The organism is Streptomyces sp. NPDC086519, assembly GCF_040686075.1.
In the GTDB taxonomy this organism is placed as follows: domain Bacteria; phylum Actinomycetota; class Actinomycetes; order Streptomycetales; family Streptomycetaceae; genus Streptomyces; species Streptomyces shenzhenensis.
Genome location: NZ_JBFBJL010000058.1, coordinates 14,466 through 37,953, shown reverse-complemented (window position 1 = coordinate 37,953; position 23,488 = coordinate 14,466). Strand labels below are relative to the sequence as shown.

Annotated in this window: 23 protein-coding genes and 1 pseudogene; 9 read left to right on the top strand and 15 right to left on the bottom strand. The window is 71.9% G+C overall.

The genetic code is table 11. The features are described 5' to 3' along the window. Nucleotides 1–59: 59 nt before the first annotated feature. Nucleotides 60–794: a Crp/Fnr family transcriptional regulator gene (locus AB0P24_RS37320; RefSeq protein WP_365801969.1), complete on the bottom strand. Its 735-nt coding sequence runs from the start codon at nt 792–794 to the stop codon at nt 60–62. Between the two features lie 171 nt (nt 795–965). On the opposite strand from AB0P24_RS37320, the gene AB0P24_RS37315 reads away from it, so the two are divergent. The 5 genes from AB0P24_RS37315 (at nt 966) to AB0P24_RS37295 (ending at nt 5,136) form a co-directional block, all read left to right on the top strand. Continuing rightward, nucleotides 966–1,709 carry a hypothetical protein gene (locus AB0P24_RS37315; RefSeq protein WP_365801967.1) on the top strand — a complete coding sequence of 248 codons (744 nt, stop codon included), beginning with the start codon at nt 966–968 and terminating at the stop codon, nt 1,707–1,709. A 9-nt stretch (nt 1,710–1,718) separates the two neighbouring features. Then, a complete protein-coding gene (locus AB0P24_RS37310) occupies nt 1,719–2,135 on the top strand; it encodes a hypothetical protein (RefSeq protein ID WP_365801965.1) in 417 nt (138 codons plus the stop codon). Further along, nucleotides 2,132–3,334: a protein phosphatase 2C domain-containing protein gene (locus AB0P24_RS37305; RefSeq protein ID WP_365801963.1), complete on the top strand. Its 1,203-nt coding sequence runs from the start codon at nt 2,132–2,134 to the stop codon at nt 3,332–3,334. Before AB0P24_RS37310 ends, AB0P24_RS37305 begins: the two co-directional genes overlap by 4 nt. Further along, a complete protein-coding gene (locus tag AB0P24_RS37300; protein WP_365801961.1) occupies nt 3,331–4,470 on the top strand; it encodes a hypothetical protein in 1,140 nt (379 codons plus the stop codon). Before AB0P24_RS37305 ends, AB0P24_RS37300 begins: the two co-directional genes overlap by 4 nt. Before the next feature lie 198 nt (nt 4,471–4,668). Further along, entirely contained in the window at nt 4,669–5,136 is a 468-nt protein-coding gene (locus AB0P24_RS37295) for a hypothetical protein (protein ID WP_365801959.1), read from the top strand. A 434-nt stretch (nt 5,137–5,570) separates the two neighbouring features. Here AB0P24_RS37295 and AB0P24_RS37290 read toward each other — a convergent pair whose 3' ends face one another. Beyond that, nucleotides 5,571–6,473 (bottom strand): PfkB family carbohydrate kinase, encoded by a 903-nt coding sequence (locus AB0P24_RS37290; RefSeq protein ID WP_365801957.1) that lies wholly within the window; start codon nt 6,471–6,473, stop codon nt 5,571–5,573. Nucleotides 6,474–6,634: 161 nt separating this feature from the next. Between AB0P24_RS37290 and AB0P24_RS37285 the strand changes: the two genes are divergently transcribed. Together AB0P24_RS37285 and AB0P24_RS37280 are read left to right on the top strand one after the other, a co-directional pair. Further along, nucleotides 6,635–7,678, top strand: coding sequence for a phosphatidylinositol-specific phospholipase C domain-containing protein (locus tag AB0P24_RS37285; protein ID WP_365801955.1), 1,044 nt, complete (start codon nt 6,635–6,637; stop codon nt 7,676–7,678). Nucleotides 7,679–7,780: 102 nt separating this feature from the next. Beyond that, nucleotides 7,781–8,341 (top strand): GH25 family lysozyme, encoded by a 561-nt coding sequence (locus AB0P24_RS37280; protein WP_365801953.1) that lies wholly within the window; start codon nt 7,781–7,783, stop codon nt 8,339–8,341. Nucleotides 8,342–8,377: 36 nt separating this feature from the next. Here AB0P24_RS37280 and AB0P24_RS37275 read toward each other — a convergent pair. The 3 genes and pseudogenes from AB0P24_RS37275 to AB0P24_RS37265 all read right to left on the bottom strand — a co-directional run. Next, nucleotides 8,378–8,806, bottom strand: a pseudogene (locus AB0P24_RS37275) (NADP oxidoreductase); the annotation flags it as partial. A 174-nt stretch (nt 8,807–8,980) separates the two neighbouring features. Beyond that, nucleotides 8,981–9,193: an EF-hand domain-containing protein gene (locus AB0P24_RS37270; RefSeq protein WP_365801951.1), complete on the bottom strand. Its 213-nt coding sequence runs from the start codon at nt 9,191–9,193 to the stop codon at nt 8,981–8,983. 59 nt (nt 9,194–9,252) lie between these two features. Further along, entirely contained in the window at nt 9,253–10,197 is a 945-nt protein-coding gene (locus AB0P24_RS37265) for a MerR family transcriptional regulator (protein WP_365801949.1), read from the bottom strand. A gap of 57 nt (nt 10,198–10,254) precedes the next feature. Here AB0P24_RS37265 and AB0P24_RS37260 point away from each other — a divergent pair, with 57 nt between their 5' ends. Continuing rightward, nucleotides 10,255–10,887 (top strand): GNAT family N-acetyltransferase, encoded by a 633-nt coding sequence (locus AB0P24_RS37260; RefSeq protein WP_365801947.1) that lies wholly within the window; start codon nt 10,255–10,257, stop codon nt 10,885–10,887. 23 nt (nt 10,888–10,910) lie between these two features. Here AB0P24_RS37260 and AB0P24_RS37255 read toward each other — a convergent pair whose 3' ends face one another. From AB0P24_RS37255 to AB0P24_RS37230, 6 genes are all read right to left on the bottom strand, one after another. Continuing rightward, nucleotides 10,911–12,104 carry a hypothetical protein gene (locus tag AB0P24_RS37255; RefSeq protein WP_365801945.1) on the bottom strand — a complete coding sequence of 398 codons (1,194 nt, stop codon included), beginning with the start codon at nt 12,102–12,104 and terminating at the stop codon, nt 10,911–10,913. Continuing rightward, on the bottom strand, nt 12,104–12,877 hold the full coding sequence (locus tag AB0P24_RS37250; protein ID WP_365801943.1) for a polysaccharide deacetylase family protein: 774 nt from the start codon (nt 12,875–12,877) through the stop codon (nt 12,104–12,106). The genes AB0P24_RS37255 and AB0P24_RS37250 overlap by 1 nt, the downstream gene beginning before the upstream one ends. A gap of 125 nt (nt 12,878–13,002) precedes the next feature. Next, entirely contained in the window at nt 13,003–13,617 is a 615-nt protein-coding gene (locus AB0P24_RS37245) for an ATP-binding protein (protein WP_365801941.1), read from the bottom strand. Between the two features lie 184 nt (nt 13,618–13,801). Then, complete coding sequence (locus AB0P24_RS37240; protein WP_181806845.1) at nt 13,802–14,569, bottom strand: enoyl-CoA hydratase-related protein; 768 nt, start codon at nt 14,567–14,569, stop codon at nt 13,802–13,804. A gap of 112 nt (nt 14,570–14,681) precedes the next feature. Further along, nucleotides 14,682–15,866, bottom strand: coding sequence for an Ig-like domain-containing protein (locus tag AB0P24_RS37235; RefSeq protein ID WP_365801938.1), 1,185 nt, complete (start codon nt 15,864–15,866; stop codon nt 14,682–14,684). 211 nt (nt 15,867–16,077) lie between these two features. Further along, on the bottom strand, nt 16,078–17,313 hold the full coding sequence (locus tag AB0P24_RS37230) for an Ig-like domain-containing protein (protein ID WP_365801936.1): 1,236 nt from the start codon (nt 17,311–17,313) through the stop codon (nt 16,078–16,080). Between the two features lie 306 nt (nt 17,314–17,619). Between AB0P24_RS37230 and glgX the strand changes: the two genes are divergently transcribed. Further along, nucleotides 17,620–19,806 (top strand): glycogen debranching protein GlgX, encoded by a 2,187-nt coding sequence (gene glgX / locus AB0P24_RS37225; protein ID WP_365801987.1) that lies wholly within the window; start codon nt 17,620–17,622, stop codon nt 19,804–19,806. Nucleotides 19,807–19,831: 25 nt separating this feature from the next. Here the strand turns inward: glgX and AB0P24_RS37220 are convergent, their stop codons facing one another. Genes AB0P24_RS37220 through AB0P24_RS37205 form a run of 4 tightly spaced genes read right to left on the bottom strand, consistent with a single transcriptional unit; the run spans nt 19,832 to nt 23,408 of the window. Next, nucleotides 19,832–20,494, bottom strand: a complete 663-nt coding sequence (locus tag AB0P24_RS37220; protein ID WP_365801934.1) for a response regulator transcription factor — start codon at nt 20,492–20,494, stop codon at nt 19,832–19,834. Beyond that, complete coding sequence (locus AB0P24_RS37215; protein WP_365801932.1) at nt 20,484–21,746, bottom strand: sensor histidine kinase; 1,263 nt, start codon at nt 21,744–21,746, stop codon at nt 20,484–20,486. The genes AB0P24_RS37220 and AB0P24_RS37215 overlap by 11 nt, the downstream gene beginning before the upstream one ends. A gap of 22 nt (nt 21,747–21,768) precedes the next feature. Continuing rightward, entirely contained in the window at nt 21,769–22,503 is a 735-nt protein-coding gene (locus AB0P24_RS37210; RefSeq protein ID WP_365801930.1) for an ABC transporter permease, read from the bottom strand. Next, entirely contained in the window at nt 22,500–23,408 is a 909-nt protein-coding gene (locus AB0P24_RS37205) for an ABC transporter ATP-binding protein (protein ID WP_365801928.1), read from the bottom strand. Before AB0P24_RS37205 ends, AB0P24_RS37210 begins: the two co-directional genes overlap by 4 nt. Nucleotides 23,409–23,488: the final 80 nt, after the last annotated feature.

Here is a 23,488-nt window from a genome sequence, read left to right as displayed (position 1 = left end):
CGCCCGGGTCCCGGCACTCGGCAAGGCTGGCCTCGATCCGTCGTGCGAACCCGGCGTTTTTACGTGTTCGGCGAGATCGCCGGTGATCCGGCGGGCCCGGCCGCGACGGCGATCCGGGCGAGGTGATCCAGGTCGAGGATCGTGATCCTGCGGTAGCCGGTCACGACCGCGCCGGACTCCCGCAGCGCCCGCAGGGCCTTGTGGACGGACGACTCCGCCGCGCCGACCAGGGTGGCCATCTCCGGCTGCGACAGCGGGAGACGGGCTTCGTTCTGGCCGGGACGCCCGTAGGTGACGGCCAGGTGGTGCAGGATCCTGGCCAGCCGTCCGAGCACGTCGCAACCGGTGAAATCGACGATCCGGCCGGTCGCCGTGCGCAGCTTGGCCACCACGCTCGCGCTGAGCGCGAGTCCGATGGCGGGGTGCTGTTTCGTGCACTCCAGCAGTTCGGAACGCAGGATGTAGCGGGCCAGCACCTTGCCGCAGGCGGTCACGGTGCCGACGCGCGGCTGGCCGTCGATCCCGGCGAACTCCCCGACCAGGTCCCCGGCCATCCGCACGGCCAGCAGCGCCTCGCGGCCGTCCTGCGCATGCGCGGTGACCTTCACCATGCCGCCGAGCAGGAGCAGCGCGAAGTCCGAGGTGTCGGCCTCGCGGATGGTGATCTGACCCGCCGGGTAGGTCACGCGGTGGCCGAGTCCCATGAGGATCGCGCGGTCGCCCTCGTCGACCCGGCCGAGCAGCCCGGCCGGCGGCCAGTAGGCCGCGGCCCCTCGAACCCGTGTGTCGGTCATCGGCCCCCTCCCTTCCTCGTGCGGCCGAAACCGCACAAGCCGTATTAGTAGCCGTTCTACCCGGGGACCCCTCCTCTACGGTCTCGTCAATCATCTTGTCGACACCGGACAGCGCGGACGACAGCACATCGGTCTTCGAGCTGCCTGCCCCGTCGTGATCGCGGAGGAACTGTGAATCCGAGATACGAGTACCGAGCGCTGCTGGCGTGCGACATCGCGGGCTCCGCGGGCCGCGGCGAGCAGCGGCTGCAGGAGATCCGCCACGTTCTGCGTGCCGCGCTGTCCGACGCCCTGGGCGTGGCGGACCTGGACGTGCGGGACTTCGGGTACGCCGACACCGGCGACGGCTGCCGGCTCGTCGCCCCGGCCGCGCTGCCCAAGGCCAGACTGCTGTTCCCGCTGCTCCCGGAACTGGGCACACGGATCCGTGAGCACAACGGGCACGCCGGCGCGGCCACCCGGCTGCGGGTGCGGGCCGCGGTGCACGCGGGGGAGATCCGGCTCGACCCGGACGGCACCGTCTCCGGCGCCCCCTTCGAGGCGCTGGCCCGGCTGCTCGACTCGACCCCGCTGCGGCACGCGACGTCGGCCGGTACCGACGGCACTCCGCTGGCCGCGATCCTTTCGCAGCACTTCTACGAGGAAACCGTCGGGCACGGCTACGAGGGGCTCGAAGCCGACGCCTTCACCGCGGCCGACGTCCGGGTCAAGGAGTACGCCGCGCGGGCCTGGCTCTGGTACCCGGGCAGCCCCGTCGGGCCGCAGTTCGGTTCCGGCCTTGCCGCCGGCTCCGGCGAGCAGCCCGCACAGCCGGAGCCGCGGACCGCGGACCAGCTCGTCCAGGCCACGGGAAGCGGCACGGTCTTCGCCGTCTACCGGGGCGACCAGCACATCCGCCACAACGCCCGAGGTTGATACCCGCTGATGAACGAGGAACTCGCCGAGCTGGCCGCGAGCGGCGCCGGCGCTCTGGTCTCCGCAATGGGCACCGATCTCTGGCAGGAGGCGAAGAGGCTGATGAGCCGCGTCCTCGCCCAGGCTCGGAGCAGCCGGCGCGACGAGCTGTCCGTCGCACTGAACCGGCAGTCGACCGCCGCGAGGGGAGCGGTCGACGCCGGTGCAGTGGACTACTGGACCGAGGCTCTGTGCCAGCTGCTCGACCGGAACCCGGAGCTGGCCCAGGACGTCATGTCCCTGGCTTCGCTGCGAGGCCCGGAACGGCCGGACATCGTGATCCAGGTCAATTCCGCCACCCATTCAGGTGAGGTGTTCGCGGTGCAGCACGGCACTCAGCACGTTGCCTCCGGGCCGCAGTCCCGCGATTCCGGGGACCGGCCGTGAGCCGGGACGCCGGCCGGCGAGACGGCCTCATGGACGGACGGTTGCGGACGGTGCTGCTCGTGGCCGTCGTCATCGGGGCCTTCGTCGAGGTCAGCACGCCGCATCGGCGGTACGGCCCGCTGGTGGACGTGTTCGCCCTCGCGGCGGTCGGTGTCGTCGGCGCGGCGGCCGTGCTGGGGTCCGAGTCCATGGCGGCGGCGGCCCGGCAGCGGGACCGGCTCGCACCGGAACCCCGGCCCGGCACAACGGTCCCGGTCTGCCGCTACGTCGCCGGACCCGTGGCGCCGCAGTCCCCGCCCCCGAGGCCCCAGCCGTTCCTGCGGGAGCGGCCGACCGATCTCAGCGTCCCCCGCTTCGGCGACGGCGCCCGTGCCCAGGGCTACCCCTGGCTGCTGCCGGAGCGCACGGTGCAGAACGGGATCGCCGCCGACGAGGCCACGGTCGGTGCCTTCACCATCCGCGCGGCCTCCGTCATCGGGCCCGGCCACCGCTGCGGCCGGCCCGCCGAACCGCGCCAGGACTCCTACCGGATCGGGCGGAGCCGGGACAGCCGGTACGCGATCGTGGCCGTGGCCGACGGCCTGTCCAGCGCGGCCTGGTCCGACGCCGGGGCCACCACGGCCTCCAGCCAGGCCGTCACCCTGCTGCGCGAGCAGATCGGGACAGTGGGCTTCGGCGGCCTCGACGTCAAGGAACTGTACGGGCGGATCGCGGAGTCGGTCGCCGCGCACGCGGCCGGCCGTGGTGTCGCCGCCTCGCACCTGGCCACCGTGCTGATCACCGCGGTGCTCGCCGAGCCGGACGCGAACGGCGTCGCGAAGGCCTGGGTGGCGTGGCTCGGCGACAGTTCGGCCTGGACGCTCGACCCGCACGTCCCGCTGTGGCGGTTCTGCGCCGGCGAGGCCAAGGACCGCGCGGCCGCGGTGGTCTCGAACGAGGTCGCCGGGCGGCTGCCGGACACACCGCACCTGGCCAGGGACCACTACGTCACGCTGGCTCCCGGCGCCGCCCTCGCCCTGGTCACGGACGGGGTCGGCGACGCGTGGGCGGACCCGGCGGGCAACGTCAACGAGTACTTCGCGAACGCCTGGCGCTCGCCGGTCCCCGCCACGCGGTTCACCGCCGACGTCGGCTTCGACGCACCGCAGTGCCTTGACGACCGCACCGCTGTGGTGATGTGGAACGGTGGCCGGGCATGACAGAACCGCACCTCGTCGACGGCGCCGATGACAGTGCCGGCGACGGCGACGCCCCGGCGGCCGATCCGCGGGGCTGGACGTTGCCCCGGGCCGTGAGTGTCAGCGATCTCGGGCCACTGGCCGAGCCGGTCTCCGAACACAACGGCCAGGCCGTCGCCGTGCGGCCGCTGACGAACCATCCGGGCTGGCTGGCCAAGCTCTACCGGCCGGGCCAGCACCCGGAGGACGCCCATCGGCTCGACCTGCTGATCTCGGCTCCGGGCACGCTGCCGGAGGCGGATCGTGCGGTCCTGTACGCCGGCACCTGCTGGCCCGCGGCCCGGATCCACGAGCCGGGCAGTCCGGCGGTCGGCTGCGTGATCCCGATGGCGCCCGAGCAGTACCGTGCCGAGCTGCGGCGCGGCCAGTTCAGCGATCGGCGCTTCGTGGAGATCGACTGGCTGGCGAAGTCCGACGAGTCGATCCGGGGCGTCGGACTGCCGCCGCCCGGCTTTGCGGGCCGGCTGGCCGCCTGCCGCCGACTGACCGCGCTCGCCGCGATCTTGGAGAGGCTGGGCCTGGTCTACTCGGACTGGTCGTTCTCCAACGCCTTCTGGAGCCCGGATCAGCGTTCTGTCTACCTCATCGACGTCGACGGCTGTCAGCCGAAGAAGATGCCCGACCTCCACCAGCCGAACTGGGCCGACCCGCTCACGCCGCCGGGTACCGACGCGGACGAGTACACCGACCGCTACCGGCTCGGACTGCTCGTCGCCAAATGCATGACGGGCCAACGTGACGCAGGCGCCTTCCACACCGTCGCCGCGTCCCACTGGCAGAACCAGCCCGCCGTCTCCGAAGTACTGCTCGACATGCTGCTCGCGACCGACCGCGAGCGACGGCCCTCGGCCGCTCAGCTGGGTCAGGCGCTGAACGGCGGCCCCTATCTCAGGACCGTGCCGCGTCCGACACGCACTGCGCTGCCTCCGCTGCCCGCCCGGCCCCCCGTCCAGCAGTCCCCCGCCGACGCCCCCGAGCCCGTGAAGAACACCGAGTCGGCACCCCCCAAGGCGCCTGAGCCCGGCCTACAGGCCGGCTGGATTCTCGTCCTCGTCCTGGCCGTGATCCTGCTGTTCGTCATCGCCTCCAACCACTAGCTCAGAGGTGCACCATGTCACTCTGCCTGCCCACCTACGTGGTGATCGACGCGTCCTCGTCGATGAAGGAGCACGAGGCAGTGCTCAACGCGACCCTCTCCCGTCTGCACTACAACCTGGCGACGAATCCCCGGGTCTCGGAGTTCGCCCGCGTCTGCGTGGTCGCCTTTCTCCACCGATGTGCACGTGGTGATCCCGATGTCGGACATGGAGCAGGTGCCGGCCATGCCCGAGGTGCTCTGCGGCGGCCGCACGGAGTACGGCAAGGCCTTCGACCGGGTACGGGAGTGCATCGAACAGGACGTCAGCAACCTGAGGACGCAGAACTTCAGCGTCCTGCGGCCGACGGTCTTCTTCCTGACCGACGGCGGGCCGACCGACGCGCACTGGCACAGCTCCTTCCGCGAACTGGTGGACAGGGACTGGCCGCGCCACCCGCACGTGATCGCCTACGGCTTCGGCGGCGCGAAGCGCGACGTGCTGGAACAGGTGGCGACCAAGGCGCTGTTCATCGCCGACGGTTCGGACACCGAGTCGGCGCTGAGCGCCGCGATCACCGGTCTGCTCAACACCCTGATCGCCTCGTCGAAGACCGGTCAGATGCAGATCGCCACCGATGTCAAGGGCTTCGAGTACGTCCAGGTCGCCCAGGAGTACGTGGACTGATGACGGACGTCGACCCGCGTTCCACGGCGTCCCGGACACTGCGCGCCTCCGTCGGACTGACCGCGCTGGCCGCAACGCTGCTCGTCTGCGGCGCCGCGGTCGAGGCGACGGGCAATCTCCTCGACTCCTCAGCGCATGGGAGCGGTGCCGGCTCGCACCCGACGACCACCGCGCACCCGAGCCCCACCCGCTCCCGCGCCTCCGACAGGCCGCCGCCACACCGTCCGCCCCCGACCTCACCCACCTATCCGCCCAGGCCCACGACCACGACCACGACCACCGCCACACCCACACCCACACCCACACCCACACCCACACCCACAGCCAGCCCGTGGAACGGGTGGTAGAAAGCAAGACCGCGTCCGGTGGTGACGGCGTCGAGCAGGGCGTGCGGGGGGCGGGTGCCGGCCTGACGGTTCGCTCGGGATCGCCGGTCAGTCCGCGGTCAGCCACGCGCGCGTGCCGAAGGAGGCGCAGGCGCGGGAGGCCACCGCGGCCGCCCTCGCCAGCGCCTCGGCGAAGGCCGGGCCGTCGATCCGGTCGAGTCCGCTCAGGTGGTGGGCGAGGGCACCGTGCAGGACGTCGCCCGCGCCCAGCGTGTCCACCACGCGGGTCTCCGGGACGTCGACGAGGCCACCACCGCCGGGGCCCGCCCACACGATCGGCGCCCCGCCACCGGTGACGGCCGCCCAGGTCACCCCGTGGTCCCGGAGGAACTCCAGGGTCTCGGCGGTGGTGCCGGCACCGGGCGGCCGGAAGTCCGCCGAGCAGACGGCGATGTCGGTCGACGCCAGCAGCCGCTCCGTGCCCTTCTTCCAGCTGCCCGCGTCGAGGAGGGTGGGCCGGCCTGCCGAGCGGGCGACGTGCGCGACGTCGACGGCCAGTTCCATGTGATGCCCGTCGAACTCGGCGATGTCGCACGACTCCACCAGCTCCTCCAGGCCGGCCGGGGCCCGCAGCCGGTGCCCGGTGGCGTTGGTGGAGGCGACCGCGCGCTCGCCGGTCGACGCGGTCACCAGGATCGAGGAGACCGCGGGCGGGTCCACGCGCTCGGCGGCCAGGTCCAGGACGCGCACGCCGAGCGCGTCGAGGTCCGCCCGGACCCCGAGTGCCAGCGGATGGGAGCCGAGGCCGGTGAGCAGTCGGGGAAGGCCGCCCAGACGGCCGAAGGCCACGGCCGCGCCGGTGGCCGGACCGCCCGCGGCGGCCACCTGGTCACGGGCCGTCAGCTTCTCGTCCGGACCCGGTACCCGGTCCACCAGCTGGATGACGTCCAGGGTGCACAGCCCCACGAACAGACCCGTCACCCGTCGGCCGCCGCCCCGCACGGGTCCCATCCGCCAGCACCTCCTCGGGCCTCGGCACGCGGTCAGCGTACGTGCGGCCTGTCGAGCCGTGAGGGAATTCCGGAGGCCGATGTTCCCCCGGGGGCTACCGCCAAGTAACCACTAGCTTCTACGCTTCCGCCAACTCACCACCAACCCAAGGGAGTTGGGTCATGCGTGTACTGAGACGGCTGGCGGCGGTCGTGGGTGCCGGGGCCCTGTTCGTGATGGCGGGCTCCGCCGCGCACGCGGACACGGACCTGGACGCGGCGAAGTTCTCCGCGACCACCACCATCGGCACGCACAACGCGTACGAGAAGGGCAAGTACACCTACTGGGCGCAGGCCCTGGACTCCGGGGCGTCGCTGCTGGAACTGGACGTGTACGTCGACAGCATCAGCAAGCGGTGGCGGGTCAGCCACAGCAACCCCTGGGGCGACGACAACAACTGCGAAAAAGCCGGCACCCCGGCCCAGTTGTACAGCCAGAGCACCAGCCAGGACCTCGGCAGCTGCCTCGACAACATGGCGGCCTGGGAGCAGTTGCACCCCGACCACGCGCCCGTCGTCGTCAAGGTCGAGATGAAGGTCGGGTTCAACCAGACGATCGGCCTCGGACCCAGCGCGTTCGACACGCTCGTCTCGCAGAAGCTCGGCAGCAGTGTGTACAAGCCGGCCGACCTGCTCGGCTCGTCGTACGCCACGCTCGACGCCGCCGCCAAGGCCAATGCCTGGCCCACCCGTGACCAGCTCAAGGGCAAGTTCATCTTCGAGCTGATCCCGGGCACGGTGGAGAAGGCCAACCCGTTCGACCACTACTGGACGGACGAGGAGTACGGGGACCACCTGCGCGATCTGTACGCGGCCGGGAACATCTCGCAGGCCCAGGCCTTCCCGGCCGTACTCGGTGCCGAGAACGGGGATCCGAGGACCAGCAGGTACGACTCCTCCATCCAGCCCTGGTTCGTGTTCTTCGACGGCGACGCGGCGACGTACGTGAACAACGGCTACGACACGTCGTTCTACGCGACGAACCACTACATCCTGATCATGACGGACGCCGCCGGCGTCTCCCCTGCGATCTCCTCGACCAGTCCGACGGACGCCGAGGCCGCGGCCCGGCTGGCGCTGCTCGCCGCCGACCACGCCAGCATCATCACCTCCGACTGGTCGGCGAAGTCGGCGTCCGTGCTCGGCGGGGTGGCGGCCCGCGGCTGACAATTCACGCGCGCCCACGGGGATCCGGCACGCCGCGGCGGGGAATACGACATACGCAGTTGCAATTCGTGTCACCCCACTGGCACCCAGGGAGCCCCCCACATGCTGCACGGAATCGACGTGAGCGCGTACCAGTCGTCGAGCTACGACACGGATGGCCTCTCCTTCGTCTTCATCAAGGCGACGGAGGGGCATTCGTACGTCAACCCCAAACTCGCCGCCCAGGCCAAGACCGGACGCGACGCCGGACTGGTCGTCGGCTTCTACCACTTCCTCTGGCCCGGCAACCTCACCGCCCAGGCCGAGTACTTCGTCCGGCACGCCCCCGAGAGGGCGGGCGAGATCCTCGCCGTCGACTGGGAGACCACCGGCGACGGCACCCACGCGAGCCACGCCGAGAAGGACTCCTTCATCCGCAAGGTGAAGGCACTCCGCCCGAACAACCGGGTGATTCTCTACACGAATCGCACCTACTGGCTCACGGTCGACACGACCTCGTACACCGGTGACGGCCTCTGGATCGCCGACTACGTCAGCGCCGGCCACCCCCGCATCAAGGCCCACTGGCTTTTCCACCAGTACACCAGCGACCCGCACGACAAGGACGTGGCCGGCTTCGCCGACAAGGCCGCCCTCAAGTCCTGGGCGTCGAAGAAGGGCTGAGCTCCCCCGCGGCGGCCGGGCCCGGCGGCACAACGGTCAGCCGCGGAAGCCCTCCGGGCGTTCCGGGGACGCCTCGGCCAGGGCGCTGCGCACCCCTTCGACGCCCGCGCGCAGCCCGTACACCGGGGTGCCCGGCTGCTGGCGCCAGGAGTCGTCGATGCCGCCGTTGTCCACCGTGTCGAAGCCGAGTTCGTCGATCAGGGCGAGGACGACCCGCTTGGCGGCCTCGTCGTCGCCGGAGACCGGGAGGGCCTGGCGCCCGGGGTCCCCGGCGGGGCGGCCGCGGTCCAGGATGTCCTGGGCGAAGGTGCCGTTGAAGGCCTTGATCACCGGGTGGCCGATCTGCCGCTCGGTCCACCGGCTCTCCGTGATGCCCTCGTCCTCGATGCCGGCGATCCGGCCGTCCCGCTCCCGCGGGTAGTAGTTGTTGGTGTCGATCACGGCGACGTTCTCGGCGGCGCCGTCCGCCCGCGGCACCTCCGCCGCCGGGTCCGAGTGTCGGGTGACCGGACGACGACCCGGGGTGCGGCGGAGGCAGGCCCCGCCCCGCCGCCCGCGTCTGCCGGCGCGGTCCTGCCGGCGGTGGACCGGGCATGCGAAAGGGGTGCCCCGCTCCAGGAGCGGGGCACCCCCCTTGCCTCACTTGTCCAGGTAGGCCCAGAACTCGTCGAACGACAGGACCTTGTCGCCGTTGAGGTCGCGGGTCTTGATGATGGCCTCGGCCACCGTGTCGGTGACGTTCCAGTCGCCCCCCTTCGCGAGAGCGGACTTGAACTCGGCGGCGGTGATGAACCCGTCACCGTCCGCGTCGATCCGCTGGAACTGCTCGCGTGCCTCGTCGATGTCCGCCACCGATCCGCCCCTCTTGTTCGTTTCTCTGCTGCCGTACCGGCGTACTGTCGCAGGTCAGATTAACGGCCCGGCCAGGCCTTCAGTGCGGCGACCACCCAGCCGAACTCCTCCTCGTACCGCGGCGGTGCCGGCGCGCCCTTGATGACGGACGCCAACTCCCGGTAACGGGACACCTCGTTGCCCAGATCGATACGGCGCAGCACCGCCGCCCGGTCGGTGCCCTCCCCGAACACCTCGGTCAGCACGGCGTCCGCCTCCGGTGCCTCGGGGGCCACCCCGCGCGCTCGGGCCGCGCCGACGATGTCGAACAGCTTGCGGAGGAACCACTGCGAGGCACCCGCCGGGGTGTCCGGCCCCCGGTCGGCCGCGTTGAACTCGATCATCCTGCGCATCGCCGCCCGGAAGTCCGGGTTCTGCAGCAGCTCGGCCAGCTCCACCCAGGCGTCAACCTGTTCCGGGGTGGGTTCGTCGGGCAGCGCCACCCCGAGGGTGCGGGTCCGCTCCCGGATCCAGGGGTCGGCCGTGTCCAGCCCCTCGAAGACCTCCTCCACGAAGTCGTCCACGATCCGCTGCCGCTCGGCCGCCGACAGCCGTGCCAGTTTGTTCATCAGGGTCATCTCCTCCGCACTGGAACCACGTCGCGCCACGGTCGACAGCACTGCTCGGGTCACCTTCAGGGAGCGGATCTGCGCGTCCAGCGCCGCCACGTGCGCGGCCGCGACCTCGGCCACGGTCTGCTCGCCGGAGAGCACCGCACGCACATGCCCGAGCCCGAGCCCCAGCTCGCGAAGGGTGCGAATCAGCTCCAGGCGGGCGAACGACTCGGCGTCGTAGAGCCGGTAGCCGCCCGATGAGCGGGTCACCGGGGTGAGCACGCCCTCGTCGGACCAGTAGCGGATGGTGCGCACGGTCAGCCCGGTGGCCTTCGCCAGCTCGCCGATGGTGAGAAGTCCGGTGCCGCCTGCTGGGGGGTGTGGGGGGCCTCCCCCCGGATGACTCAGCATGTCTGCGAGTGTGGGCCTTCCAGCGGGTGGAGACACAAGAAGCCGAGGAGTGCGGTCGTGCAGACCTTGCGTGACATTCTGGACGCGGCGGCCCGGGGCGTCCTCCCCCCGCCCGACGGCCGTACGACGGTCGTGGCGCAGCCGTCCGCCCGGGACGCGGGCGTCCTCTCCTTCACCGCCCACTCGGTCGTCTTCGTCGACGAGGACCCGGAGTGGATCCACGACACCCTGCGCGCGACCCCCGCCGACGAGTTGACCGCGGCCATGAACGCGCGTTTCCTCACCGCCCTCATGGACCGCACGGGCCGGGAGCACGAGACGATCGACGCGCTGCTGGTCGCCGGCCCGCTCCCCGGCCGCCCGGACCTCCCGCTGACCGAACTGACCGGGCCCGACCACGCGCGGGTCGCCTACGCCCGGCGCCGCCGCGACGAGGTGCGCGCCTGGGCGGCGGACGGCGGGGTGGTGGTGCTCGGCCGCGGGGTCGCGGGACGCCTCGAGGTCTCCGTGGAGGTGGACGAGGGGGTACGGCAACGGGGGCTGGGCCGGGCCCTGGTGGCCGCCGCCCGGCAGCTCGCCGGGGAGCCCCTGTGGGCGCAGGTCGCCCCGGGGAACGCCCGCAGCGTACGGGCGTTCCAGGCGGCCGGGTACGTGCCGGTCGGCGCCGAGGCGCTGCTGCTCAAGCAGTGAGCCGACCCGGCTGTCGCCGATGGTCAGCGGAAGACGCCGGTGTGCCCGAGGGAGTAGCGGCCCGGCTGCGGGTAGACGGCGAGGCCGTGCGGGCCGCTGCCGACGTGGATGCGGGCCAGTTCGGTGCCGGTGCGGGTGTCGATGGCGTACACCTCGGAGTTGTACCGGCCGGACAGCCACAGCACCTTGCCGTCCGCCGACACCCCGCCCATGTCGGGGCTGCCGCCGCCGGGCAGCCGCCACTTGCCGGTCAGCCGGTTCTGGGCGAAGTCGAAGACGGAGATGGTGCCCTCGCCCCGGTTGGAGATGTACATCTCGCGGGAGTCCCGGCTGACGTACAGCCCGTGGGCGCCCTTGCCGGTGGCCAGGAAGGTCGGTCTGGCGAAGGTGTCGCCGTTCAGGATCCACATTCCGTCGGCCATCATGTCGGCGATGTAGAACCGCTTGCCGTCCGGGGAGACCTTGACGTCCTGCGGCATCGCGCCGTGGAACGGCAGTCTCTCCTGCCGGAGCACCCGCATCTTCTCGGTGTCCACCTTGAGCAGTTCGCCGCTGAACTCGCAGGAGACGATGAAGTACCGGCCGTCCAGCGAGAAGTCGGCGTGGTTGACGCCGTAGCAGCTGACCGGGACGGCCTTGACGGTCTGCATGGTGTGCGCGTCCCGGAAGACCAACTGGCGGTCGTTGGAGGCCATCACGATCGCGTATCTGCCGTTGGGCGTGAAGTACAGGTTGTACGGGTCGTGCACGGCGACCGGCTTGCCGACCCGGCCGGTCCTCGGGTCGATGGGGGTGAGGCTGTTGCCGAGGTCGTTGTTGACCCACAGGGTCTTCAGGTCCCAGGACGGCACGACGTGCTGGGGCTGCCGGCCGACCCGGATGGTCCCGGTCACCCGGTACGTCTTCGGGTCGATGACCGAGACGGTGTCGGAGTTGGTGTTCGGCACGTAGACCAGGGACGGGAAGCCTTTCACCACGGGTGAGAGGTTGCCGGGGCGGTCGGCGGCGTACACGTCCTTCGGGTCCAGGACCGGGGGCATGCCCGGCAGCCCGTCGACGACCGGCTCCGCCTTCTTCGCCGGCGGCTGCACGGCCGCGGTGGTGCCGGCGGCCGGCGTCCCGGGGCTCTCGGAACCGCCGCTGCACGCGGGCAGCAGCGCCAGGGCGGCGAGGACGGCACCGGTGGACAGCAGACGGGCGGCGTTCGTGGTTCGCATCAGCTGAACAGCTCCGTGGTGGTGACCGCGCGCAGTCCACGGCGGTCAAGTTCTTGGAGGACGGCGGGGAGGGCGGCGACCGTGTCCGGATACCCGAAGTGCATGCTCACCACCGAGCCGCCCGTGACCTCCGCGAGCACCTTGCGGGTGATGGCCGGCGCGCCGGGCCGGGTGTAGTCGAGCGAGTCGACGTCGTACGACAGCACGTGCGGGTAGCCGGCCTCGGCCGCGAGCCGGGCGACGAGCGGGGAGGCGGTCGGCGCCCTGGAGGGGCGGAACCACCTCCCGATCGATCCGGTGAGCCGCTTCAGCCGCTCGGCGCAGTCGGTGATCTCCTTGCGGGCGTCCGCCTCCGCCATGGCGTTGATGGAGATGTGCCGCTGGGTGTGGTTGCCCAGGTCATGGCCGCCGTCCAGGACGCGGCGGGCCATGGCGGGGTACGCGTCGAGCCAGCTGCCGACGGCCAGGACCGTGAGGTGGGCGCCGTGCCGCTCGGCGGTGCTGAGCAGCTGGTCGGCGAGGGCGGGGTCGCCCTGGCCGTGGAAGGTGAGGGCGACGGACGCGGCGCCGCGGGGGCCGTGGGTGATCTGGGAAGGCAGCCGCTCGGGGGAGGCCGGCGGTGACGTGGGGGCGGGGGTGGTGGGGGTGGTGGGGGGCGGTGCCGCGGTGGCCGTACCGGTGTTGCCGCAACCGGTGACGAAGGCGCCCACGGCGGTGAAGGCGGCGCCTGCGCGGAGGAGGTCGCGTCGGTTGGTGGGGGTCACCTGCACCATTTAAGGGCGAACAGGTAAGAAAATGGGCGATTGACCCGATAAGGTCCACATTTGCAGGCGGCGGACCGGTAGGGGCTGGTCGCGCCCACACGGCGGCAGCCGCACATCGGCACAGCCCCGCGCTCCTACGGGGCGCGGTCGGCCACCCGCATCTCGAACCACGTCGTCTTGCCTCGGGGCAGCAGGTCGACGCCCCACCGGTCCGCCAGCTTGTCCACCAGGAACAGTCCGCGTCCGCTGATGTCCGTCTCCTGAACCGGCATCAGACAGGGCAGCCCCCGAGACGGGTCGCGCACCTCCACCCGGATCCAGCCGGGGCGGCGGCGCATCCGCAGGCCGAACACCCGGGCACCCGTGTGCCGTACGGCGTTGCCCACCAGCTCCGAGACGAGTAAGACCGCGTCCTCCGTCATCTTGGGGCTGAGCCGCCACTGACGGAGGACGACGACCTGGACGAGCCGGCGGGCGGTCGCCGCGGACTCGGGGCGGGACGGCAGCGGAACCTCCGCGTCCGTGGGATTGCCGAACAGCTCGATCGCCCTGAGTGCCCGCTCGTCCTCGACCGCAGGCGACCAGCGCGCCGCGGCCGCACGGCTGTGTCCCCGCGGCTGTTCGATGCCCTCCAGCCCCGCCATGCCCCCATCATGGCCGCCCGGCGTGCCCTCCGGGGCCGTTCCCGAGGAATACGCCCCCGCAAAGCTTCCGCCCGATACCGGGCCTTTGGCATGTGCCGCAGGCATAGCGGCAGCCTGTGTATCCGTTCCGACCTGCGAAGACGTCCTATTGTCAGGCAATCGCCGACCCCCTCGACAAGGCGGGCTTAGGGTTGCCTTAAGGCTCCCAAAGTCCGCCCCATCGGGGGACCTGGAATCAGACGGCGCGTCAATTGCAAGTGGTTCGGGGGTTTTCACAGCAGGGCGAAGATCACAGGAACTTGGCCTTGCCCGGCCCCTCCTCCACGAAGCTCCGCATCCCGCGCTCCCGGTCCTCGGTGGCGAACAGTCCGGCGAACCAGTTCCGTTCGACGGCGAGCCCCGTCTCCAGATCGGTCTCCACGCCGGTGTCGACCGCCTCCTTGGCGGCCCGCAGCGCGATCGCCGGCCCCTGCGCCAGCTTCGCCGCCCAGGCGTGCGCCTCGGTGTAGACGTCGGCGGCGGGTACGACCCGGTCGACGAGGCCGATGGCGAGCGCCTCGTCCGCCTTGACCATACGGCCCGTGAAGATCAGGTCCTTGGCCTTGGACGGGCCGACCAGCCGGGGCAGCCGCTGGGTGCCGCCGGCCCCCGGGATGAGCCCGAGCAGGATCTCGGGCTGCCCGAGCTTGGCGTTGTCGGCGGCGATGCGGTAGTCCGCGCACAGGGCGAGCTCGCAACCGCCGCCGAGCGCGTACCCGGTGACGGCGGCGACGACCGGCTTGGGAATCCGGGCGACGGCGGTGAAGGAGTCCTGGAGGTCACGGGAGCGCAGGACCATGGCGGCATGGTCCATGTTCTGCATCTCCTTGATGTCGGCTCCCGCCGCGAAGACCTTCTCGCCGCCGTAGATGACGACGGCACGGACGTCTTCGCGCCGGGTGGCCTCCTCGGCCAGCTCCTTGAGCCGGTCCTGGGTGGCGACGTCCAGGGCGTTCATGGGCGGACGGTCCAGGCGCAGCGTGCCCACGCCTGAGGAGACTTCGAGGGTTACAGTCATGCCCCGCAGGTTAGCGGGCGTTCACCACCCCTGCTCCGGCGGCGCGGGGCCGTATCGGCACGCGGCTCCGCCGCGTGGGCGCGACCGGCCCCGCACACCCGTGGGCGAAGGACTACTTGGTCCACTCCTGCCAGGACATGTTCCAGCCGTTGAGCCCGTTGTCGGGCGACACGGTCCGGTCGTCGGAGTGCTTCACCGTCACCACGTCCCCGACGATCGAGTGGTCGTAGAACCACGCCGCCGGCAGCGCCCGGTCACCCCCGCCCCGGATGTCCCGCAGCCCCACACACCCGTGGCTCGCGTTGTAGTTGCCGAAGGCGTCGCCGCCCCAGTAGTTGCCATGGATGAAGGTGCCGGACGTGGTCAGCCGCATCGCGTCCGGCACGTCCTTGATGTCGTACTCGCCGCCGTAGCCGACCGTCTCGCCGTTCATGCGGGTGACGCGCAGCTTCTCGCTGATGACCATCTGGCCGTTCCACGTGTCGTAGCCCGGCTTGCCGGTCGTGACCGCGAGGGTCTTCACGACCTTGCCGTCCTGCATGACCTTCATCGTGTGCTTCTTGGCGTCGACGACGGACACCTGGTTGCGGCCGATCGTGAACTTCACGGTCTTGGCCTGCTTGCCGTACACCCCGTCACGGCCCTCGACGCCGTTGAGGTTGAGGGAGACGGAGACCTTCGTGCCGGACTTCCAGTAGTTCTCGGGGCGGAAGTCGAGGCGGTCGTTGCCGAACCAGTGGCCCTCGACGTCGACCGCCGGCTCGGTCTTGATGGTGATCGCCTTCTCCACCGCGGCCGGGTCGGTGATGCCCCGGGTGAAGCGGACGGAGAACGGCATGCCGACACCGACCGTGGAACCGTCCTCCGGCGTGAAGTAGCCGACGAACGTGTTCTTCGGGGTGAGCGTGGTGAAGCTGGAGTCCTCCGCCGACTCACGTCCGTCGGCGTCCTTCGCGACCGCGTGCACCGTGTACTTCGTGGAGTTGGCGAGGTGCGTCGAGGGCGTCCAGCTGACCCCGTCCGCGGCGATCGTGCCGTCGACCTGGTCGCCCTTGGCGTCCTTGACCTCGACGTCGGTCAGCCGGCCCTTGGCCGCGGTGACCTTGAGCACCCCGCTGGTGTCCACGCCGGTCGCACCGGACTTGGGGCTGATGCTGACGGTGGCCACGGACTGCTTGCTCGCCTGGGTGGTGGAGTCATCGGCGTTGGCCTTGCCCTGGTCCGCCCCCTTGGCGGAGGAGCCGCCCCCGCCGCAGGCGGTGACGGCCATGAGCAGGACGCCGGCGACGACCGCCATCCCCTGCTTCCTCCGCGCCCCCCGAACCGGCGCCCCCGATATCGGCCGCTCGTTCACAGTCGTTCTCCCCTCCCAGGGCCTGGTCAGGCCCACCCCGGCGCGTCAACCGCGCGCTCTGGCGCATATTAACCGCCGGGTTTTGAGGTTGGTGTTGGGCGAATGTCACCATTGCGTCGCAACTTATCGCCCCGCCGACGCGCCCCCCACCTGGTCACTTGACCGCGCTGCCGGCCTTCCACTCCTTCCACCCCATGTTCCATCCCCCCAGGCCGTTGTCGGGAGCGACCGTCTTGTCCTTGCTGTTGACGACCTCGATGACGTCGCCGATCAGGCTGCGGTCGTAGAACCAGCCCGCGGGCGTCTGCGAACTGCCGCCCTTCACGTCCCGCAGCCCCACGCAGCCGTGGCTGACGTTGACGTTTCCGGGGGCGTCCGGCGCCCAGTAGTTGCCGTGCAGGAAGGTGCCGGAGTCGGTGAGCTTGAGGGCGTGCGGGACGTCCGGGATGTCGTACTCGCCGCCGAAGCCGACCGTGCGGCTGTTCATGCGGGTGACGTCGTGCATCTCCATCACCACCATCCTCCCGTTGTAGGTGGTGTGCGCGGGCGCGCCCGCGGTGATCGGCACGGTGGCGAGCAGCTCGCCGTCCCGGCGGACCTCCATGGTGTGCGCGGCCGCGTCGACCAGGGAGATCTGGCTGCGGCCGACGGTGAAGGTGAACGTCTTGGACTGGAGGCCGTAGACACCTCGGGCGCCCTCGACGTCACGGAGGTTCAGGCCGACGGTGACGACCGTGCCGGGCTGCCAGTAGCGCTCGGGGCGGAAGTCGAGGCGGTTCCTGCCGAACCAGTGCGGGCGGACCTCGACGGCGGGCTTGGCGGTGACCTGGATCGCGCGTTCGACGGCGGCGCGGTTGTCGATGTCGCGGCTGAAGGCGAGGGAGACGATCATGCCGGTGCCGACGGTGGCCCGGTTCTCGGGGGTGACGTACCCGATGAAGCGCTCGCCGGGGACGAGCGTGGTGAAGGTGGTGTGGCGGGCGGAGCGGCGGCCCTCGCCGTCGACGGCGACCGCGTCGACGGTGTACTTGGCGGCGAGCGCGAGTCTCGGTTCGTCGGGCCGCCAGGTCGTGCCGTCCGCCGCGATGTGCCCGGGGACCGGGGAGTCCTGGGCGTCCTGGGACCTGACGACGCTGACGGACTCCAGGCGGCCGCTCGGCACCCGTACCGTCAGCCGGTCGCCGGGCCGTACGGACCTGCTGCCGTCGTCCGGGGAGATGCGGATGACGTCCCCGGGTGCCGGGGGTCTGCCGCCGAGGACGCGGTCGACGCCGAGCCCGTCCGTGCTGTTCGAGGAGCAGCCGGCGGCTCCCGCCAGCAGCCCCGCCCATGTCAGTACCGCGGCCAACGCGGCCCCCGCGCGCCGTGCGCGCCCTTGTGGATGCCTCACGTGCCGTTCAACGAGCGGGCATGCCCCTGGGAAACGTGAGTGCGACGCCGGCACTGGGCAGAACAGAGGGAAGGACGACGAGCTGGGGAGCCGCCGTGCCCGGGCGCGAGCTGTCGCGGGCACGTCCGTAGCGAGCCGCCGACCGTGCCCGGGACCGGGAGTCCGGGCGCCGTCGGCTGCTCGGACGCGGGCGGGTGGGCCCCGGTGGTCGGCGAGCCGCGGGACACATAAAGGGGCCGACAGGTGACGAGCGCAGCCGAGCAGCAGGGGGCACGGGCGCGGGCCCCGAGGGCGGACGGCGCCGCGGTGGAGGGGCCCGCGGTGAACGGGACGGCCCTGCCCGTGCCGTCGGCGTGGCCGGGGGCGTCGACACCGCTCGGCGCCCGGTTCCGGGTGGGCCCGGACGGGGTGGCGGGCACCAACTTCGCGCTGTGGGCCGCCGGGGCGGAGGCGGTCCGGCTGTGCCTCTTCGACGAGCAGGGGCGGGAGACCCGAATCCCGCTGACCGAACTCACGCACGAGATCTGGCACGGGTTCGTCCCCGGTGTGCTGCCGGGACAGCGGTACGGCTACCGGGTCGACGGCCGCTGGGACCCGTGGACCGGCGCCCGCTGGAACCCGGCGAAGCTGCTCCTGGACCCGTACGCGCGGGCGGTGGACGGCGAGTTCGCGCTGCCGCCCGAGGTGTACGGGCATGTCCGGGACTGGCCCGACCAGCAGGTCGCCGACACCGTCCGCGACGACCGCGACTCGGCGCCGTACGTCCCGAAGGGCGTGGTCGTCCACGATGACGACGACTGGTCCGACGACCACCGCCCGAAGACGCCGTGGGCGGACTCGGTCATCTACGAGCTCCACGTGCGCGGCTTCACGAGACTGCACCCGGGGATACCGGAGGAGCTGCGCGGCACCTACGCCGGACTGGCGCACCCGGCCGCGGTCGACCACCTCGTCAGCCTGGGCGTGACGGCCGTCGAACTCCTCCCCGTCCACCAGTTCGCCCACGAGGACCACCTGCTCAGGCGCGGCCTGAAGAACTACTGGGGCTACAACTCCGTCGGCTACTTCGCCCCGCACGCGGCCTACGCCGCCTCCGGTACGACGGGACAGCAGGTCGGCGAGTTCAAGCGGATGGTGCGGGCGCTGCACGCGGCCGGGATCGAGGTCATCCTGGACGTGGTCTACAACCACACCGCGGAGGCGGGCGAGCTGGGTCCGACGCTGTCCCTGAAGGGTATCGACAACCGGGGTTACTACCGCCTCCAGGACCACGACGCCCGCCGCTTCGCCGACTACACCGGCTGCGGCAACACCCTGCACGTGGTCCGCCCGCACGTCCTGCGCCTCATCACCGACTCCCTCCGCTACTGGGTCACGGAAATGGGCGTGGACGGCTTCCGCTTCGACCTCGCGGCGGCGCTGGCCCGCTCGATGCACGACGTCGACATGCTCTCCCCCTTCCTCGCCGTGATCGCCCAGGACCCGGTGCTGCGCCGGGTGAAGCTGATCGCCGAGCCGTGGGACGTGGGCTCGGGCGGCTACCAGGTCGGCGCCTTCCCGCCGCTGTGGACGGAGTGGAACGACCGCTACCGCGACGCCGTCCGCGACTTCTGGCGCGGCGCCCTCCCGGACGTGCGCGACCTCGGCTACCGCCTCTCCGGCTCCAGCGACCTCTACGCCTGGGGCGGCCGCCGCCCCTACGCCTCCGTCAACTTCGTCACCGCGCACGACGGTTACACCCTGCGCGACCTCGTGTCGTACGAGCACAAGCACAACGAGGCCAACGGCGAGAGCAACCGCGACGGCTCCGGCGACAACCGCTCCTGGAACTGCGGGGCGGAGGGCGAGACGGACGACGAGGGCGTACGGGCGCTGCGCAGGCGGCAGTTGCGGAACCTGCTGACCACCCTGTTGCTGTCGACGGGGGTTCCGATGCTGGTCGCCGGTGACGAGCTGGGCCGCACGCAGCGCGGCAACAACAACGCCTACTGCCAGGACAACGACATCAGCTGGCTGGACTGGAGCCTGCTGGACGACCTCGCCTGGCGGCCGCTGTTCGACCTCACCTCCCGCCTCATCCGGCTCCGCCACCGCCACCCGGTGCTGCGCCGCCGCGCCTTCTTCTCCGGGCGCGCGCACTCGGCGGACGGCCTGCGCGACCTGGCCTGGTTCACGGCCCACGGCGCGGAGATGACCGAGGGCGACTGGTACGCGCCGGCCGCCACCCTGGGCATGTACCTCTCGGGCCGGGACATCCCGGGCCGCGACGAGCGGGGCGCCCCGGTCCTGGACGACAGCTTCCTGACCGTCCTGCACGCCGGCGACCGCCCGGCGCGGTTCGTGCTGCCGGGCCCGCCGTGGGCGGAGCGCTACGAGGTGCTGGTGGACACCGCGCGGGAGGAGCAGGCCGAGGAGCCGGGGGTGGTGCACGAGGCCGGGACCGCGATCACGGTGCCGGCACGGGCGGTGCTGCTGCTCAGGGTGGCCGGCTGAGGCGGTTCCGGGCCGTCACCCGCCCTCACGGGCCGGTGGCGGTCTCACCGAGGATCCCCCGCTGGTACGCCGTGGCCACCGCCGCCGCGCGGTCGTTGACACCCAGCTTGGCGTACAGGTGGGTGAGGTGGGTCTTCACCGTGGCCTCGCTGATGAAGAGCTCGCGGGCGATCTCGCGGTTCGAGGTGCCCCGGGCCACCAGGGCCAGCACCTCGCGTTCCCGGGCGGAGAGCGGTCCGTTGCCGGGGGTGCCGGGCGCGCGGACGGCGGAGACCAGCCGGGAGGCGACGGCCGGGGAGAGGACGGTACGGCCCTGCGCGGCGGCGCGGACGGCGGTGAAGAGCTCCTCGCGCGGGGCGTCCTTGAGCAGGTAGCCGGTCGCGCCGGCCTCGATCGCGGGCAGGGTGTCGGAGTCCGTGTCGTACGTGGTGAGGACCAGCACCTGGGCGCGGGAGCCGAGCCGGGCCAGTTCGCGGATGGCGTCGACCCCGCCGCCGCCCGGCATCCGCAGGTCCATCAGGATCACGTCCGGGTCGAGGGTGCCGGCGAGCGCGACGGCTTCGACGCCGTTCGCCGCCTCGCCGAGGACCGTGAAACCGGGGGCGGACTCGAACATGCCGCGCAGTCCGTCGCGGACCACGGGGTGGTCGTCGACGACGAGCAGCGAGATCGGGGGCTCAGGTGTCATGGCGGACCAACGGTACGCGCGCCGACAGGGCGGTGCCGAGCCCCGGTTCGGACTCCACGGTCAGGGAACCGGCGATGCGTTCGGCGCGGGCGCGCATGCCGTCCAGGCCGAAGCCGCCGGCGCGGCTGCGGGCGGGCAGGGCGAGCGAGTCGAAGCCGACGCCGTCGTCGCGGATGTCCAGGATGACCTCGCCGCCCGGGAAGCCGCCGAGGTAGGAGAGGGTGACGCCGACGCGGGAGGCGTGCGCGTGCCGGGCGGCGTTGGAGAGGGCCTCCTCGACGATGCGCAGGAGGGTGGCCGCGACCTCCTCGTGCAGTTGCTCGGCGGTGCCGGTGAGGGTGAACTCGGCGCGGGTCGCCGTCCGTTCGCCCCATTCGGCGACCGTCTTCCGCAGCGCCTCGGGCAGGCCGTCGTGCTCCAGGGCCACCGGGGCCAGGTTGTGCACGGAGCGGCGGGCCTCGCCCAGGCTGTGCCGGGCCAGCGCCAGGGCGCGTCCCACGTGCTCCTCGGCCAGCTGGGGATCGGGGGTGTTGCTGACGACCTGGAGCTGGGCGATGATCCCGGCCAGCCCCTGCGCGATGGTGTCGTGGATCTCGGCGGCGAGGCGGCGGCGCTCGTCGGCGACCCCGGCCTCCCGCGCCTGTACCAGGAGCTGGGCGTGAAGCGCGGCGTTCTCGTCGAGGGCCTGCTGCAACGCGGTGTTGGTGCGGGCGAGTTCGGCGATTGTCTCGGCCTGGGTGCGGGCGTGCGCCTGCTCCTGCGCGTGGGCGCGGGTGAAGAGGGCGACCAGTCCGCAGTTGGCGCCGAACACGATGAGGAAGCCGAACCACCACAGCAGGCTGCGCGGCGGCATCCCGCCGATCTCGCTGCCCGCCATGGTGACGGCGGTCAGGAACAGGCCGGGCAGCAGCAGCCGGCGGGTCAGCTGGCGGGCGGCACTGTAGTAGCCGGTGACGGCGTAGAAGGCGAAGAACGGGTTGAGCCAGGTGAGCATGAACCCGAGCGCCCAGCGCACGAAGTACAGCGTCACACTCGTCCGGTTCGGCCCCGGCCGCCTCCGGGCGGCCCGCCCCCAGTACAGCTGGAGCAGCAGGGCCAGGACCACCAGGACGCCGGAGACCCACATCGCCGCCCGTGTCATGCCGACCACGCGGGCCGAGCCGACCGCCGTCACCACGCCCACGGCCAGCAGCGCGTAGGGCCCCCAGCGGTCGAAGGAGGCCCTGGTCGCCGGTTCCTCGGCGTGCGTCATGGCTCCAGTCTCCGGCACCCGCTCACTCCCAGCGGAACCAGCGGGCGGCCCCGGCCGTCAGCAGGATCGTCCAGGCCGCGAGGACGCCCAGGTGCTCCCAGCCGGGCCAGTGGCCGGCGGCGGCCTGGTCCAGGGCCCGGGCCGCCGCCCCGAACGGGGTCGCCTGCACCACCCGGGCCATGGCGTGCGGCATCTCCCGCACCGGGATCCACACGCCGGCGCAGAACATCATCGGGAAGAAGACCGCCGAGCCGATCGCGCCCGCGATCCTCGTGGTGCGGGACAGCGCCGAGACGACGGAGCCGAGGGCGAGGGCCGCCGCGGCCGCGAGCAGGAGCGCCAGTAGGTAGCCGCCGGGCTGCTTCGGCAGCGGTACGCCGAAGGCCAGCCGGCCCGCGAGCAGCGCCAGCAGCGCGGAGCCCAGCGCGACCGTGCCCTGCACCACCATCTGCGCGGACAGCAGCGCGGAGGGCCGTACGGGGGTGAGCCGCATCCGGCGCAGGACGCCCCGTTCCCGGTGGCCGGTGAGTGCCTGCGGCAGCGTCTGCACACCGGACATGATCAGGGCGATCAGCACGGCGACGGGGACGTAGGCGTCGACCGGGCGCAGCCCGCCCAGGGACTTGTCGGCCTCCCGGAACGAGGGGATCGAGCCGAGGATCACGAGCAGCAGCGTCGGGAACAGGAAGACCCAGAAGACGGCGCCCGGTTCACGGCGGAACAGCCGGAACTCGGTCCGCAGCACGGCGGTGTTCATGCCGCTTCCTCCTTCGTCAGGTCCAGGAAGGCGTCGTCGAGGGTCGCGTCCACGACGCGGAGCTGGTGGGCGGTGATGCGGTGCCGGGCGAGGAGGGTGATGACGGCGTCGACGGTCTCGTCGGTGCCGGAGAGCGTGATCCGGCCGTCCTTGCGCTCGACGGAGGCGAGGGCCGGGAGAGCGGTGAGGTCGTGGTCGTCCACGGGGGCGGACGGGGTGAAGCTGATGACGGTGGCACCGGCGCTCCGGCGGATCAGCCCGGCCGGGGTGTCCAGGGCGGCCACCCGTCCCTTGTCGATCACCGCGATCCGGTCGCAGAGCCGCTGCGCCTCCTCCATGAAGTGGGTGACGAGGAGGACGGTGACCCCGCGGTCCCGGATGTCCTCGATCAGCTCCCAGGTGTCCCGCCGGGCCCGCGGATCCAGCCCGGTGGTCAGCTCGTCGAGGACGACGACCCGTGGGTTCCCGACCAGCGCCAGCGCGATGAACAGGCGTTGCCGCTGGCCGCCGGACAGCTTGCCGAACCGGGTGGCGAGCTTGCCGGCGAGCCCGAGGCGCTCGGCGAGCGGCGCCCGGTCGAGCGGGCTCGGGTAGAAGGAGGCGTACAGCTCAAGGGCCTCGCGGACGGTGAGCTTGGGCGGCAGCTCGCTCTGCTGGAGCTGGGCGCCGAGGACACGGGAGACCTTCTCGTGGTCGGCGACCGGATCGAGCCCGGTCACCCGGACCCTTCCCCCGTCAGGCGCCCGCAGCCCCTCCACGCACTCCACGGTGGTGGTCTTACCGGCCCCGTTCGGCCCGAGGATCCCGAATATCTCGCCCTCCTCGACGGCGAGACTCACCCCGTCCACGACGGCCCGGCCGCCGTAGGACTTCCGCAGGTCTGTCACTTCGATGACGGTTGGCATGCCCCGAGGGTCCCGTCCGGCCCGCGCCCGCCGCATCGCCCGCCCCGCTCGAACCGGCGTCAGCCGATCGGCCGATGCGC

Bases quoted from the DNA above. Each gene is read 5' to 3' on its own strand.
- AB0P24_RS37320 (WP_365801969.1), bottom strand. From the start codon at position 794: ATGACCGACACACGGGTTCGAGGGGCCGCGGCCTACTGGCCGCCGGCC.
- AB0P24_RS37310 (WP_365801965.1), top strand. From the start codon at position 1,719: ATGAACGAGGAACTCGCCGAGCTGGCCGCGAGCGGCGCCGGCGCTCTG.
- AB0P24_RS37300 (WP_365801961.1), top strand. From the start codon at position 3,331: ATGACAGAACCGCACCTCGTCGACGGCGCCGATGACAGTGCCGGCGAC.
- AB0P24_RS37295 (WP_365801959.1), top strand. From the start codon at position 4,669: ATGTCGGACATGGAGCAGGTGCCGGCCATGCCCGAGGTGCTCTGCGGC.
- AB0P24_RS37290 (WP_365801957.1), bottom strand. From the start codon at position 6,473: ATGGGACCCGTGCGGGGCGGCGGCCGACGGGTGACGGGTCTGTTCGTG.
- AB0P24_RS37285 (WP_365801955.1), top strand. From the start codon at position 6,635: ATGCGTGTACTGAGACGGCTGGCGGCGGTCGTGGGTGCCGGGGCCCTG.
- AB0P24_RS37280 (WP_365801953.1), top strand. From the start codon at position 7,781: ATGCTGCACGGAATCGACGTGAGCGCGTACCAGTCGTCGAGCTACGAC.
- AB0P24_RS37265 (WP_365801949.1), bottom strand. From the start codon at position 10,197: ATGCTGAGTCATCCGGGGGGAGGCCCCCCACACCCCCCAGCAGGCGGC.
- AB0P24_RS37255 (WP_365801945.1), bottom strand. From the start codon at position 12,104: ATGCGAACCACGAACGCCGCCCGTCTGCTGTCCACCGGTGCCGTCCTC.
- AB0P24_RS37250 (WP_365801943.1), bottom strand. From the start codon at position 12,877: ATGGTGCAGGTGACCCCCACCAACCGACGCGACCTCCTCCGCGCAGGC.
- AB0P24_RS37245 (WP_365801941.1), bottom strand. From the start codon at position 13,617: ATGCCTGCGGCACATGCCAAAGGCCCGGTATCGGGCGGAAGCTTTGCG.
- AB0P24_RS37240 (WP_181806845.1), bottom strand. From the start codon at position 14,569: ATGACTGTAACCCTCGAAGTCTCCTCAGGCGTGGGCACGCTGCGCCTG.
- AB0P24_RS37235 (WP_365801938.1), bottom strand. From the start codon at position 15,866: ATGGCGGTCGTCGCCGGCGTCCTGCTCATGGCCGTCACCGCCTGCGGC.
- AB0P24_RS37220 (WP_365801934.1), bottom strand. From the start codon at position 20,494: ATGACACCTGAGCCCCCGATCTCGCTGCTCGTCGTCGACGACCACCCC.
- AB0P24_RS37215 (WP_365801932.1), bottom strand. From the start codon at position 21,746: ATGACGCACGCCGAGGAACCGGCGACCAGGGCCTCCTTCGACCGCTGG.
- AB0P24_RS37210 (WP_365801930.1), bottom strand. From the start codon at position 22,503: ATGAACACCGCCGTGCTGCGGACCGAGTTCCGGCTGTTCCGCCGTGAA.
- AB0P24_RS37205 (WP_365801928.1), bottom strand. From the start codon at position 23,408: ATGCCAACCGTCATCGAAGTGACAGACCTGCGGAAGTCCTACGGCGGC.